The organism is Pelagibacterium luteolum, assembly GCF_900100665.1.
GTDB classification, from domain to species: Bacteria; Pseudomonadota; Alphaproteobacteria; order Rhizobiales; family Devosiaceae; genus Pelagibacterium; species Pelagibacterium luteolum.
On the sequence record NZ_FNCS01000003.1, the window covers coordinates 174,203 to 188,675 of the forward strand.

The following is a 14,473-nucleotide window of genomic DNA, read 5'->3' on the forward strand; positions in this document are numbered from 1 at the left end:
CACTGGGACCGGGATTGAAAGACAGGTCAGGGTTAATAATTTGCTTCTCCCTGCGGAAAAGCACCCCTGTAGCGGTTCGAATCCTTGTCGTGTCGGAAGCGCTCCTTACACGCAAAAATGCGCGGACACGAATCATCTTTTTTCAAAGACTACGCGTCGCACGCCCGGATAGCGAACCAAATCCTTCGATCAATGCCTCTGTACCGTCGACACTGGAAATTTGATTCTGAATGTCCCGCAGCCGTTCGAATGCGTTTTCGCTAAGGTCTTGGCCTAGCGCCATTTCAGCTGCTTTGAGTTCCCTATTTAGGCGAACCGATTTGGAATGCAAGGCCAGGACGTGATTCAATCCGGTTTCTGCATCGACCTGGGCGCTCTCCGCCTCGGCCTGCCAAAGCCCATGCCGCGCCAGCAATGTGCGCATCCTGTCCATTGCCGGACCGTGCCCACGGGCGATCAGAGCCTCGGCGACAGCATTGGGTCCCAAGTCGGGCTGAACCGCGACGAGATCGAGGAAAACCGCGAGCACCTGGCGAGCCGTCACGGATTGTAACTCAAGCTGCGCCAACGCCTCCAGCCGCGATTGGGCCAACTCAGGGTGATTGAGCAGGCTCATGATGATCACCGCCTCGCGGGGGATCAGATCGGGATGGCTGCCGCCCTTGAGTAGTCGTGAGTTCCGAAGCGTGTCCGACACCAGCATTTTCGGGTTTCCGCGTCCGCCGGTCGGCCGTCTGCTGTCGTAACCACCGCCCTTGCCGCGCCCCTGGTATTGGCCACGGGTCGATATGAACAACGACGAAATTTTCTCATCGAACGCCTGGCTGTAGTGACGGCGCACCGAAACATCGGCAATGCGCCCTGCCCGCTCCCTCAGCCGCGCTTCGAGCGCCGCACGCTGTTCGGGCGCTTCGGGAATACCGCCCGCAGTCTCCATCGACCAAACTGCATCGGCCAGCGATTGACCGCCCGCGACCAGATCTGCAAAAGCCTGCCGCCCCTGCTGCTTGATCAGATCGTCGGGATCCAGCCCGCCCGGCAGCGTCACGATTCTGATCGACTTGCCCGGCTTGAGCATGGGCATGGCGATATCGATCGACCGTTCGGCCGCCCGCATGCCGGCACTGTCGCCGTCAAAGCACAACACCGGTATGTCGGTCATGCGCCACAAGAGATTGAGGTGGTCTTCGGTCAGCGCTGTCCCAAGCGGCGCAACGGCGCCCTCAAATCCCCCCGCGACGGCCGCAATCACGTCGAGATAGCCTTCGACCACGATCAGCGGCTTGCCGTCATATCCCGCCTGCCGCGCGGCCTGGCCGTTATAGAGCGTCTGGCGCTTATGAAAGAGTTCGGTTTCCGGCGAATTGAGATACTTGGCGGCAACATCCGCAGTCAGCGCACGTCCGCCGAAGGCGATCACCCGACCACGAAAATCGGTAATCGGAAACATCAAGCGGTTGCGAAACCGGTCATAGGGCACAGCGATATCCTCGCCATGCACGACAAGCCCAGTGTCGGCCATTTCCTTGGCCGAAACACCATTGGCAGCCAGAAATTCCTTCAGCCCATTACGACTGTCCGGCGCAAAGCCGATCTTGAAGCGCTGCTGCATGGCCCCGGATACGCCACGCTCAAGCAGATAGCCTCGCGCCCTCGCCCCGACATTATGGGCCAGCGCCTCGATAAAATAGGTCGTGGCCAATTCCATGACGTCGTAAAGGGATCGCCGCGCCTCCGCCTTGCGCTCGGCCTTCTCGTCGCGCTCCGGCATCGGAACGCCTGCCCGGCCGGCCAGCAATTCGACAGCCTCGGGAAAGCTCATCCCGGTCTTTTCGGTCAGGAACCGGAAATGATCGCCACTCGCGCCGCAACCAAAGCAGTGATATCGCCCGCGCCGGTCATCGGCATGAAAGCTCGGGCTTTTCTCCCCATGAAACGGGCAGCAGGCCCACATGTCGCCCTTGCCCGGCTGCGATTTCCGCTTGTCCCAAAGCACGTGCTCTCCCACCACCTGCGTGATGGAGAGCCGGTTTCGGATCTCATCGAGAAAAGCATCGGAAAAGCGCATGAGAGATAGGTAAGCGCTGCTTGGTCAAATGTCACGCAGCGCCCGATTTTCCACAGGCGTTTACGCGCCCAGTTGCGCTTTCACTTGCTTGGACGCCTGGCCGAAATCGATCTGGCCCGGGTATTTTGCCTTGAGAACGCTGACGACCTTACCCATGTCGCGCAGCCCCTCGGCGCCGGTTTCGGCGATGGCCGACTTGATCGCCGCATCGACCTCAGCTTCGCTCAGCGGCTTGGGGAGGAACTCCTTAATGATCTCGATTTCCTCGCGCTCTTGCGCCTCGAGCTCGGGACGTCCGTTCTGTCCGTAAATGATCGCGGACTCTTCGCGCTGCTTGACCATTTTTTGCAGGATCGCGAGGATGTCTTCGTCGCCGATCCCGTCCTTGCCCTCGCCGCGCAGCGCGATCTCGCGATCCTTGATGGCCGCATTGACGAGCCGTAGGGTCGTGGTGCGGCGCCCGTCGCGCGCCTTGATGGAATCTTTCATCGCCGCGTTGATCCGGTCGCGCATGATCAGTGTCCTTGGTGCTGAATTTCGAGCGCTCGATATAGCGCAACCGGGCCATTAAAGCCAAGCGAGCATCATCGTCGCGACACCCCAACGGCTATCATGCTGATTTTTATGCCCTTTTGAAAGACAACATCCAGTTGACCATGTGCGCCCCTTCAAATAGGTTCGCGCAAATTCAATATAGGGCGGAACGACAACCACCAACGGCACGCGCGACCGGTGGTTTGGCACGCCTGAACTTGCGATTATCTCGAACAAGCGCACATCCGAAAAGCAATGGAGAAGCCCCATGACCGGCTGGCACGAAACACCCCCTACGGCAGTTCTGATCCTTCGTGACGGTACGCGCCTTGAGGGCCGTGGGATCGGCGCGGTCGGCGTGGCCGCCGGTGAAGTGTGCTTCAACACCGCCATGACGGGCTACCAGGAAATCCTGACCGACCCCTCCTATGCCGGCCAGATCATCACCTTCACATTTCCGCACATCGGAAATGTCGGTGCCAACGACGAAGATATCGAGACAGTCAACATGGCTGGCTCCTCGGGCGTCCGGGGCGCCGTGATCAAGGCCGATATCACCACGCCCTCAAACTACCGTTCCGCCGAACGCCTCGATGCCTGGCTGAAGAAGCGCGGCATCATCGGCATCGCCGGGCTCGACACCCGCGCGCTGACCGCGCTCATCCGCGACAAGGGCATGGCCGATGCTGTCATCGCCCATGCGCCCGATGGAAATTTCGATGACGCGGCACTCGATGCCGAACTTGCCGCATTCCCCGGCCTTGAAGGGCTGGATCTCGCCAAGGACGTCTCCACGACCCAGACCTACCGGTGGGACGAAACCCGCTGGCGCTGGGGCGAAGGCTACGGGCGGGTTGAAAACCCCGACTTCCACATCGTGGCCATCGATTACGGTGCCAAGCGTAACATCCTGCGCTGCATCTCCGATCAGGGCGCCCGCATCACCGTCGTTCCTGCGACCTCGACGGTCGACGACGTCATGGCCCACAATCCCGATGGCGTGTTCCTCACCAACGGCCCCGGCGATCCCGCCGCGACCGGTGTCTATGCTGTGCCGACCATCCAGAAAATCATTGAAACCGGCAAGCCGGTCTTCGGCATTTGCCTCGGTCACCAGCTGCTGGGCCTAGCGCTTGGCGGCAAAACCGAAAAGATGCACCAGGGCCACCATGGCGCAAACCATCCGGTCAAGGACCTCACCACCGGCAAGGTTGAAATCACCTCGATGAACCATGGATTCGCCGTCGATCGCGACAGCCTGCCCGCCGGTGTTACCGAAACCCACGTTTCGCTCTTTGACGGATCGAACGCCGGCCTTGCTGTCGATGGCAAACCGATCTTCTCGGTCCAGTACCACCCTGAAGCCTCTCCCGGGCCCCATGACGCGCACTATCTCTTCAAGCGCTTCATGAACCTCGTGCGCGAGCAGAAGGGCGTTCCGCAACTGGCTGAATAGACTCAGCGATTTAGAGGTGCCGGACTTCCTCCGGCGCCTCCCACCAATTGTCGTGCAGCCCGTCCATATATTGCACCGGCGCGGCCACCAGCTCCTCGACCGTTGCATCGTCCAGACACACGACATTGATCGAAACGCTCTCACCGTCATTCCATTCCGCTGCCGCCACGCGTCCATAGGGCGTGATGCCGCAATGCGGGCAAAATGACCGCCCCGCCGCCGTCGGCTCCAGTAGCGCCTCCCCTTTGATCGCCCGAAACGCCTCCGGCTTGACCGAAACGCTCCACCAACGGCGCTTCAGGCAGCTCGTGCAATTGCATTTCCCGGTCCCAAGCGACAGATCGATATCGGCCTCAAACGCGACGGCGCCACACAGGCACGCGCCGTGATAGGTTTTGAGCGTCATTTTTGATCTCCAATTTCGATGCCGTCACCCTCGCCAATCCATGCGACACAAGCTGTCAGCAGCCGGCGAAATCCACAGCCCACGATCAAATATTTGACCAAACGATAAAAAGGCGCGACCTTACGCACACTCGCGTCATCGGGCCGTCAGAAAACTGCGGCAAAGGGGGAACGCGATCGTGCTCGTCGCATAGCGGCGGGATTTCAAGAACCCCATCGTCCTTGGAGGGACATCATGCACCACAAGCTCTCAATCAGCCGGCGCGCCTTTCTCGCCGGGACCGCGTCGGTCGGTGCGGCGGCGGTCGTCATGCACCCCTTCGCGGTGCTGGCCCAGGCCAATCAGGCTCACCTCCGCATCCTCGAAACCACCGACATCCACGTCAATATCCTGCCCTATGACTATTATGCCGATGGCGAGGACAATACGCTCGGCCTCGCCCGCACGGCCTCGATCATCGAAGACATTCGCGCCGAAGCCGGCAACGCCATCCTTCTCGACAACGGCGATTCCATCCAGGGCAGCCCTATGGGTGACTATGTTGCCTATGAGCGCGGTGTGGATGAAGATGACGTCCACCCCACCATCGCGGCCATGAATGCGTTGGGCTACGATGCCGGCACCATCGGCAATCACGAATTCAACTACGGCCTGCCCTTCCTCGAAGCGGCCATGGCCGGCGCGCAATTCCCGGTCGTCCTGGCCAATGTCGTCCGCGGCGCCGAACTCCCCGCCTCCCCTGCCGATGACGACACGCTGTTCGAACCCTATACGATCATCGAGAAGGAGCTGACCGACGGCGCCGGCGAGACCCACACAATCCGCATCGGCCTGATCGGTTTCGTACCGCCCCAGATCATGACTTGGGACTCGGCACATTTGACAGGCGAAGTCGCCCCGCGCGACATCATCGAGACCGCCGAATATTACGTCCCCATTATGCGTGAGGAAGGCGCCGACATCATCATCGCCATGAACCATGGCGGCATCGAAGGCGGCGACGCTTTCCCGATGATGGAAAATGCCTCGCTCCAGCTCGGCGCGGTCGAAGGCATCGACGTTGTTCTCGCCGGACATCAGCATCTCGTTTTCCCCGGCCCCGATTTCGAAGGCATTGAGGGCGTCGATGTCGAAGCCGGCACGCTGAACGGAAAACCTGGCGTCATGGCCGGCTTCTGGGGCAGCCACATGGGCCTCGTCGACCTGCTGCTCGAAACCGACGCCGACGGCAACTGGTCGATCCTCTCCCACACCGTCGAAGCCCGCCCCATCTACGAGCGCGTCGACGGCCAGGTGACGCCCACCGTCGAGACCGACGATGCGGTCCTCGCTGCCGTCGAAACCGAACATCAGGCGACGCTGGAATATGTGCGGACGGCTGTCGGCGAAACCGCGGCGCCGCTGCATTCCTATTTCGCTCTGGTGGCCGACGATCCTTCCGTCCAGATCGTCAACATCGCCCAGACCGCCTATCTCGAACAGATGATGGCCGGCACCGAATGGGAAGGCATCCCGATTCTCTCGGCTGCCGCCCCGTTCAAGGCCGGCGGTCGCGGCGGGCCTGAGTATTACACCGATGTGCCCGTCGGCCCCGTGGCCATCCGCAACGTGGCCGATCTCTACCTCTACCCCAACACCATCCAGGCTGTGTTGTTGACCGGTGCCGACATCAAGGAATGGCTGGAGCGTTCCGCCGGCATCTTCAATCAAGTGACCCCTGGCGAAGCCGATCAGCCTCTGATCAACCCGGCCTTCCCATCCTACAATTTCGACGTCATCGACGGCGTCACGTACAAGATCGACATCACCCAGCCCTCCAAATACGCCGCCGATGGTGGGGCGCTGGAAAACGAGGATGCGGAACGCATCGTCAATCTGATGTATGATGGGGCGCCCATCGACCCGGCGGCTGAGTTCATCGTCGCGACCAACAACTATCGCGCCGGTGGCGGTGGTGGCTTCCCGGGCATCGGGCCGGACAAGATCATCTTCATGGGTCCCGACACCAACCGCGACCTGATCGTTCGCTATATCGTTGAGGAAGGCACGATCGATCCGGCTGCCGACAGCAACTGGTCGTTGGCCGAAATCGGCGACACATCGGTCCTCTTCGAAACAGGACCCGCTGCCGAGCAACATCTGGCCGATGTCACGGCCATATCGATAGAGCCCACAGGCGACACCAGCGAAGCCGGTTTCGGCGTGTATCGCATCACGCTCTGAAGATAAAAATCGATTCCGGAACAAGCAACTAACGCTTGTTCCGGAATCGGCTACAGAGATCGGGCCTCAAGTTGAATCAGAACTTGAGGCCCGAGTTTTGAAAGTCTCAGATCGGGCCGGAGAACGTGTCACAGGCTCCCGCATCGCCAGACTGATAGCCGCGGTCGAACCACTCGCTGCGCTGCGCTGACGTGCCATGCGTGAAGGTCTTGGGAATCACCACGCCCTGCGTGCGCTCCTGGATCGCATCGTCGCCGATCTGCTCGGCGGCATTGATCGCTTCTGCGACATCGCCATCCTCCAGCAGATTTTCCTCGCCGATATAATTGGCCCACACCCCGGCATAACAATCGGCCTGCAATTCGATACGGACGGAATAGGCATTCGCCTCCTCCTCGCTCATCGACTGAATGGCCTGAGCATACTCCGGCAAGACCCCCGTCAAATTCTGGACGTGATGCCCCACTTCGTGCGCGATCACGTAGGCCTGCGCGAAGTCGCCCGGCGCGCCGAACTGCTGGCGCAGCGTGTCATAAAACGTAAGATCGATATAAACGCTCTGGTCCGCCGGGCAATAAAATGGACCGGTCCGCGCATCGGCCAGCCCGCACGCCGATTGATCGCTGCCGGAAAACAGCACTACCGTCGCGGGTACGTAGGTCATGCCGTTCTCGATGAACACTTCCGTCCAGAGATCCTCGGTGTCCTGAACGACAACAGCGACGAAATCGGCGAGATCGTCTTCGCCCGCTTCGGGCAGCGGCCGCGAGACCGATCCCCTATCGCCCGTTCCCGTACCGAGTGAGCCATCAAGCAATGAAAGTGGATTGATGCCCAATACCGCGCCGACGATCAGGATAATGACGATGGCGCCGATACCCAGCCCACCGCCGCCGGGTCCGGTGGGAATGCGAATGCCCGATCCGCCGACGCCTGCCGATCGACCGAACATGCCACCACCCGAACCGCGACGGTCCTGGACGTTGCTAGACCGCTTGCGCCCGCGCCACTTCATTGCAATCCCTCAATGCCAGACTTCGACCAAAGGCCCCGATGCACCACACACCGGATCCGATTTTGGCAACGGAACATGAGCGAGATTGTCATTGGCAATCACCCGCTCACGCTCCTCGCCCACCAAGACATCCCAATCCTGGCCGGGCGGATAGGCGCCAACGACAGCAAAATCGTCGGATGCACTTTCCAGCTTGTGCGCCACACCAGCCGGTATGACGACGACATCGCCGACAGCAAGGTCAACGACCTCACCGTTCGGACCGCCAAGCGCAACCCTTGCCGAGCCAGCGCAGACCCCGAGCACCTCATGGGCCGTCGAATGATAATGATGATAATCGTAGATCGAAGCGACCCATTGAGCTGGCCAGTTATTGGCCGCAAACATCGCTTCGATCCGGCTGCTGGTCACCTCCCCCTCCAGAGCCCGCCGGTAGATGAGCACCGGCATGAAACTGTTGGGGAAGGTTCCGTCGTCAGCGAAAACCCTGCTTTCGACGCGTGAGCAGTCACCCTGCATTACTGGGTGACTTCAACCGCAGGCACATCGACCGAAACGGTGCCGCCGGCGCCACCGGAATTGACATTGACGAAATAAATGATGCCGACGATGACGATCAGGGCGACGATAACCGCCGCAATCAATCCACCGCTGCCACCGCCACCATTGCCGTTGACGATAACCGTTTCACGTTCGCGCTCAACCATCTTGATATCCCTCGTTCGGTTGGGTTGTAATGGCTGGAGAAACGGCGATTGCCCCCCTTTGTTCCGCCGCTCCTGATAACCCCGCATTATTTGTCGCCTTGCCGCAACACCGCGCCGACAACCCTCAGAATAAGTGACTTTCACATGATCGAGACGACCATTCGCGCCGCCACACGGGACGACCTTGCATTCATCATCGCTCTGATCGAAGAAGATAGCGTCTATGGTTCGACCGAAGATGCCGCAAACCCGCAAGCCCCTGGCTATCTCGCAGCCTTGGCTGCCATTGATGCAGACCCCAACCAGATGCTCTTGATCGCGACCTTGGATGGTGAGCCCGTCGGCACATTCCAGCTCACGTTCACGCCCGGCATTTCCCGTCGCGGTGCTTGGCGCTGCACGGTCGAAAACGTCCATGTATCGGCCACGCACCGCAACAAACGCATCGGCGAGCAGATGATGGCCTGGGCCGCCGACCAGGCCAGAGCGCGCGGCTGTGCCTTCGTGCAGCTGACCTCCAATAAACAAAGAACCGACGCGCATCGATTTTACGAGCGCATCGGTTTTTCCAAGAGCCACGAAGGCTTTAAGCTAAAGCTCTGAATCGGATTCAGAGCCTTAACGTCTTAAACCTGAGAAAACTCAGCCTCGTCGGGATTGGCCCCTGTCCGGCCATCCGCGCTGTCGAGCGTGTCGATCCGCGCCATATCATCAGCATCGAGTTCGAAGTCGAACACCTGGAAATTCTGCTTGATGCGCTCCGGGTTCGACGACTTCGGAATGACGATCAGCCCGTTCTGGATGTGCCAGCGGATCGTAACCTGAGCTGCCGTCTTTCCATGCTTCTCGCCGATTGATTTCAGCTCCGCATTGTCGAGCACGTCGCCGGTCCCGAGCGGGCTCCAGCTCTCGGTCTTGATACCGTGCTTTTCATGGAACGCCCGTAGTGGCTTCTGCTGGAAAGCTGGAGACAGCTCGATCTGATCGACCACGGGCGTCACACCCGTTTCTGCAATCAGCTTTTCCAGATGCGCCTCATGAAAATTGGACACCCCGATCGATTTGATCCGGCCATCCTCCTTGAGCTTGATAAATGCCTTGAACGTATCAACGAAATTGCCGGTGCGCGGGAGCGGCCAGTGGATCAGGTAGAGATCGAGAACATCCACCCCGAGATTGGTCATCGTCTCGTCGAATGTGCTGAGCGTCGAGTCATACCCATGCCGACCACTCGGAAGCTTGCTGGTGATATAAAGCTCGTCACGCGCCACGCCTGAAGCCTTGAGCGCATCCCCCAGCGCGGCCTCGTTCCGATACGCATAAGCTGTGTCGAAATGCCGATAGCCCGCTTCGAGCGCCGCCTCGACGACGATGGGCATATTGGTCGCGTCTAGCTTCCAGGTACCCAGGCCCAATTGCGGAATCGAATGCCCATCGGCAAGCGTTATGGATGTCTGCTGAGGCATGAGGGCGCTCCTTTAAACGGTGAGACGAAAGATCGCGATAGACGGCAAACCGCCGGTTGGCGCAGTCCAGTCTATGCGCTGGCGCAGAAAACGCCAGATTGGGGAAAAGAATCCATGCCTAAACGCTGGAAATCCCTATTCGGTTGCTCTAAGGAGACCGCCTAGCCAAGTGAATCCGAAGCCTGTCCGACGCGCGTCGCCTCCCTGCCGCGCGCTCGCTGCACGAGAAGCACCCCATGCCTAAACGCACAGACATCAAATCCATCCTCATCATCGGGGCTGGACCGATTATTATCGGCCAGGCCTGCGAATTCGATTACTCGGGGACCCAGGCCTGCAAGGCCCTGCGCGAAGAGGGCTACCGTATTATTCTGGTGAACTCCAATCCCGCAACGATCATGACCGACCCGGACGTGGCCGATGCGACCTACATGGAGCCCATCACTCCCGAAGTCGTCGCCAAGATCATCGAAAAGGAGCGCCCCGACGCTCTCCTCCCCACCATGGGCGGCCAGACGGCACTCAACTGCGCGCTGTCGCTCAACAAGATGGGCGTGCTCGAAAAATTCGGCGTCGAAATGATCGGCGCCAACGCCGAGGCCATCGATAAGGCAGAAGACCGCGAGCTTTTCCGCGACGCCATGACCAAGATCGGGCTCGCGACGCCAACCTCGCGCCTCGCCCACAACACCATTGAAGCCCTGCAGGCGCTCGAAGTGATCGGCCTGCCCGCCATCATTCGCCCCAGCTTCACGCTTGGCGGCACCGGCGGCGGCATCGCCTACAACCGCGAAGAATACCTCGCGATCTGCGAATCGGGCATCGACGCCTCGCCCACCAATGAAGTCCTGATCGAGGAATCCGTCCTCGGCTGGAAAGAGTATGAGATGGAAGTTGTCCGCGACAAGAAGGACAACTGCATCATCGTCTGCTCGATCGAAAACATCGATCCAATGGGCGTCCATACAGGCGATTCGATCACCGTCGCCCCAGCCCTGACGCTGACCGACAAGGAATACCAGATCATGCGCGACGCCTCGCTGGCGGTCCTGCGCGAGATCGGTGTCGAAACCGGCGGCTCCAACGTCCAGTTCGCGATCAATCCCGAAGATGGTCGCATGATCGTCATCGAAATGAACCCGCGTGTGTCGCGCTCATCCGCGCTTGCCTCGAAAGCCACGGGCTTTCCCATCGCCAAGGTCGCCGCGCGTCTGGCCGTCGGCTACACCCTCGACGAACTCGAAAACGACATCACGGGCGGCGCCACGCCAGCCTCGTTCGAGCCGACCATCGACTACGTCGTCACCAAGATCCCGCGCTTCGCCTTCGAGAAATTCCCCGGCGCAGACAATCGCCTGACCACATCGATGAAGTCGGTCGGCGAAGCCATGGCCATCGGACGCTCCTTCCCCGAATCGCTGCAAAAAGCCCTGCGCTCGCTCGAAACCGGCCTGACCGGCCTCAACGAAATCGGCATTCCTGGCCTTGGCGAAGGCGATGACAAGAACGCCGTCCGCGCTGCCCTCGGCACGCCCACGCCCGACCGCCTGCTCTGGGTCGCCGAAGCCATGCGGCTTGGTTACGATCACGAGATGATCCACGAGGCCTGCCGCATCGATCCTTGGTTCCTCGAACAGATACAGGCCATCGTCGACACCGAAAAGAAAGTGCGCGAGCACGGACTGCCCGAAAGCGAAAGCCAGATGCGCATGCTCAAGGCGATGGGCTTTTCCGACCCGCGCCTCGCTGAGCTCTCCGGCAAGACGCCAAAGCAGGTGCTCAACCACCGTCACGCCCTCGGCGTGCGCCCGGTCTATAAGCGCATCGACACCTCGGCGGCCGAATTCGCCTCGCCGACCGCTTACATGTATTCGACATACGAAATGCCGTTCGCCGGTGCGGTTGCCGACGAAGCGCGTCCGTCCGATCGGAAAAAGGTCGTGATCCTCGGCGGCGGCCCGAACCGCATCGGACAAGGCATCGAGTTCGATTACTGCTGCTGCCACGCTGCATTCGCCCTGTCGGATGCCGGCTACGAAACCATCATGGTCAACTGCAACCCAGAGACCGTGTCGACCGACTACGATACGTCCGACCGCCTTTATTTCGAGCCGCTAACCGAAGAAGACGTCATCGAAATCCTTACCACCGAAAAGCAGAACGGCACGCTGCACGGCGTCATCGTCCAGTTCGGTGGCCAGACCCCGCTCAAGCTTGCCGCAGCTGTCGAACGCGCCGGCGTGCCGATCCTTGGCACGCAGCCCGACAAGATCGACCTCGCCGAAGATCGCGACCAGTTCATGAAGCTCTTAAACCGGCTCGATCTGACCCAACCCAAGAATGGCATCGCCTATTCGCTCGAGCAGTCGCGCATCGTTGCGGAAGGCTTGGGCTATCCGCTCGTCATCCGCCCGTCCAACGTTCTGGGCGGCCGCGCCATGATGATCTGTCATTCGGCAGAGGATTTTGAGCGCTACGTCCAGTCGACCCTGACCGAACTGGTCCCGCCCGATATCCGCCAGCGCTACCCCAACGACAAGACCGGCCAGATCAATTCGGTCCTCGCCAACAACCCGCTATTGTTCGATAGCTATCTTCAGGGCGCCGTCGAAATCGACGTCGACTGCCTCTCGGACGGGACTGACGTCTTTGTGGCGGGCATCATGGAGCATATCGAAGAAGCCGGCATCCACTCCGGCGACAGCGCATGCTCGCTCCCCCCGCACTCGCTCAGCCCGGAAATCATCGCCGAACTCAAGCGCCAGGCCGGCGAGATGGCTCGCGCCCTCAGCGTTGGCGGCCTCATGAACGTCCAGTTTGCCCTTAAGGACAACACCCTCTTCGTTCTTGAAGTGAACCCGCGCGCATCGCGCACGGTGCCCTTCGTGGCAAAGGTCATCGGCTACCCGATCGCCAAGATCGCGGCCCGCATCATGGCTGGCGAAAAGCTCGCATCCTTTGGCCTGGAAGAACGCGTCCTCGAACATATCGCCATCAAGGAAGCCGTCTTCCCCTTCGCACGCTTCCCGGGCGTCGATACGGTTCTCGGCCCGGAAATGAAGTCGACGGGCGAAGTCATCGGCCTTGATACCGATTACGCCATGGCCTTCGCGAAATCGCAGCTTGGAGCCAGCGTCAAAGTACCCCGCGAGGGCACAGTGTTCGTCTCGGTCCGCGACGACGACAAAGCCGCCATCGTCGACTCGATCCGCAATCTTTCCGCCGCGGGCTTCAAGATCATCGCGACCGGTGGAACGCAGCGGTTCTTTGCAGAACAGGGCATCGCCTGCGCCAAGATCAACAAGGTGCTGGAAGGCCGTCCGCACATCGTGGACGCCATCAAGAACGGCGACGTGCAATTGGTCATCAACACCACCGATGGCGCCAAGGCCGTGTCCGACAGCCGCGACATCCGCCGCGCCGCTCTGATGAGCAAAGTGCCCTACTACACGACAATCCCGGGCGCTGTCGCTGCAGCCGAAGGCATCATCGCCTACCGCAGCGGCAATTTGACGGTGCGACCGCTGCAGGATTACTTCGCAGCATGATCTTGAGGGGCGCCACGGCGCCCCTTTCTTTTCGGGCCACAGCGCCGCTCCATCCGCACGACCGACATTCCCGCTCGCTTGACCCGATCGCGTCAGAGCGTATATTCGGCCGCATGTTCATGACGTCCAAAAATTTCGCCGTCTTCCTGAGCGCCTGATCCGGCGCTTTCCTCATGGGAAGCTTGTTTGAGCCGGGCCCGCGCCCGACCAGCCGCTATACGCGGCAACGCGAACTCATGGACTATCCAACAATGCCCAATACACCGAACGCGCTTACGCAGGCGCAGATCGACTCCTTTATTGCCGACGGTTTCGTCCGGATCGACAACGCCTTCCCGCGCGAATACGCCGACGAAGGCCGCGCCATTCTCTGGCGTGACACGGGTTGCGATCCCAACGACCCCTCGACCTGGACGAAACCCGTCATCCGCCTTGGCGGCTATGCGGACGCCCCATTCAGGCAGGCTGCCAATACACCGCTTTTGCACGCGGCTTATGATCAGCTCGTGGGGAAAGGCCGCTGGCTAGCACCTCAGGGGCTCGGCACATTCCCGATCCGCTTCCCCTCGACAGAAGCGCCGGGAGACGATGGCTGGCATATCGATGCAAGCTTCACGCTTCCCACGGACGATGCCAGCGATTTTTTCAGCATCCGCGCCAACATCACATCGAAGGGTCGCGCCCTTCTGATGCTGTTTTTGTTTTCGGACGTTAAAGAGAACGATGCACCTACCCGGATCCGTGTGGGGTCGCATTTGGACATGGCACGTTTTCTCCTCCCCTATGGAGAAGATGGAGCAACGATGCGCCAGATGATGGCCGGCAATTTTGCCGACACCGATCGCTGTCCAGAAGCCCTTGCGGCAGGGCCGGCAGGAACGGTGTATCTCTGCCACCCATTTCTCGTCCACGCCGCACAGCCCAACACAGGAAACCGGGTCAAATTCATGGCACAGCCTCCGCTGATACCCGCGCATGGCTTCGACCCCGGCCTGCCGCCCTCTCCGGTGCAGACGGCAATACGACAGGCCTGCCGCTTGGTCCTGTGAC

The 14,473-nt window shown here is 60.4% G+C and carries 12 protein-coding genes; 5 read left to right on the forward strand and 7 right to left on the reverse strand.

All coding sequences use genetic code 11. The features are described 5' to 3' along the window. Positions 1-142: 142 nt before the first annotated feature. Together dnaG and BLR31_RS07345 are read right to left on the reverse strand one after the other, a co-directional pair. Positions 143-2,068, reverse strand: a complete 1,926-nt coding sequence (gene dnaG / locus BLR31_RS07340) for a DNA primase (RefSeq protein ID WP_090594168.1) — start codon at positions 2,066-2,068, stop codon at positions 143-145. A gap of 60 nt (positions 2,069-2,128) precedes the next feature. Beyond that, on the reverse strand, positions 2,129-2,584 hold the full coding sequence (locus BLR31_RS07345; protein ID WP_176762579.1) for a GatB/YqeY domain-containing protein: 456 nt from the start codon (positions 2,582-2,584) through the stop codon (positions 2,129-2,131). A gap of 286 nt (positions 2,585-2,870) precedes the next feature. On the opposite strand from BLR31_RS07345, the gene carA reads away from it, so the two are divergent. Continuing rightward, entirely contained in the window at positions 2,871-4,058 is a 1,188-nt protein-coding gene (gene carA, locus BLR31_RS07350; RefSeq protein ID WP_090594178.1) for a glutamine-hydrolyzing carbamoyl-phosphate synthase small subunit, read from the forward strand. A 10-nt stretch (positions 4,059-4,068) separates the two neighbouring features. Here carA and BLR31_RS07355 read toward each other — a convergent pair whose 3' ends face one another. After that, positions 4,069-4,464, reverse strand: coding sequence for a GFA family protein (locus tag BLR31_RS07355; protein ID WP_090594181.1), 396 nt, complete (start codon positions 4,462-4,464; stop codon positions 4,069-4,071). A gap of 234 nt (positions 4,465-4,698) precedes the next feature. On the opposite strand from BLR31_RS07355, the gene BLR31_RS07360 reads away from it, so the two are divergent. Then, positions 4,699-6,687 (forward strand): bifunctional 2',3'-cyclic-nucleotide 2'-phosphodiesterase/3'-nucleotidase, encoded by a 1,989-nt coding sequence (locus tag BLR31_RS07360; protein WP_090594184.1) that lies wholly within the window; start codon positions 4,699-4,701, stop codon positions 6,685-6,687. Between the two features lie 106 nt (positions 6,688-6,793). On the opposite strand, the gene ypfJ is transcribed toward BLR31_RS07360, so the two are convergent. Genes ypfJ through BLR31_RS07375 form a run of 3 tightly spaced genes read right to left on the reverse strand, consistent with a single transcriptional unit; the run spans position 6,794 to position 8,409 of the window. Then, the gene (gene ypfJ, locus BLR31_RS07365) at positions 6,794-7,702 is read right to left on the reverse strand and encodes a KPN_02809 family neutral zinc metallopeptidase (RefSeq protein WP_090594186.1); all 909 of its coding nucleotides are present in this window, start codon (positions 7,700-7,702) and stop codon (positions 6,794-6,796) included. 9 nt (positions 7,703-7,711) lie between these two features. Further along, positions 7,712-8,221: a cupin domain-containing protein gene (locus BLR31_RS07370; RefSeq protein ID WP_090594189.1), complete on the reverse strand. Its 510-nt coding sequence runs from the start codon at positions 8,219-8,221 to the stop codon at positions 7,712-7,714. Next, complete coding sequence (locus BLR31_RS07375; RefSeq protein WP_090594191.1) at positions 8,221-8,409, reverse strand: hypothetical protein; 189 nt, start codon at positions 8,407-8,409, stop codon at positions 8,221-8,223. Before BLR31_RS07375 ends, BLR31_RS07370 begins: the two co-directional genes overlap by 1 nt. Positions 8,410-8,553: 144 nt before the next feature. Between BLR31_RS07375 and BLR31_RS07380 the strand changes: the two genes are divergently transcribed. Next, positions 8,554-9,012 (forward strand): GNAT family N-acetyltransferase, encoded by a 459-nt coding sequence (locus BLR31_RS07380; protein ID WP_090594193.1) that lies wholly within the window; start codon positions 8,554-8,556, stop codon positions 9,010-9,012. A gap of 23 nt (positions 9,013-9,035) precedes the next feature. Here BLR31_RS07380 and BLR31_RS07385 read toward each other — a convergent pair whose 3' ends face one another. Then, a complete protein-coding gene (locus BLR31_RS07385; RefSeq protein ID WP_090594196.1) occupies positions 9,036-9,875 on the reverse strand; it encodes an aldo/keto reductase in 840 nt (279 codons plus the stop codon). Between the two features lie 236 nt (positions 9,876-10,111). Here BLR31_RS07385 and carB point away from each other — a divergent pair, with 236 nt between their 5' ends. Beyond that, a complete protein-coding gene (carB, locus tag BLR31_RS07390; protein WP_090594199.1) occupies positions 10,112-13,423 on the forward strand; it encodes a carbamoyl-phosphate synthase large subunit in 3,312 nt (1,103 codons plus the stop codon). Between the two features lie 251 nt (positions 13,424-13,674). Continuing rightward, positions 13,675-14,472 carry a phytanoyl-CoA dioxygenase family protein gene (locus tag BLR31_RS07395; RefSeq protein WP_090594815.1) on the forward strand — a complete coding sequence of 266 codons (798 nt, stop codon included), beginning with the start codon at positions 13,675-13,677 and terminating at the stop codon, positions 14,470-14,472. Position 14,473: the final 1 nt, after the last annotated feature.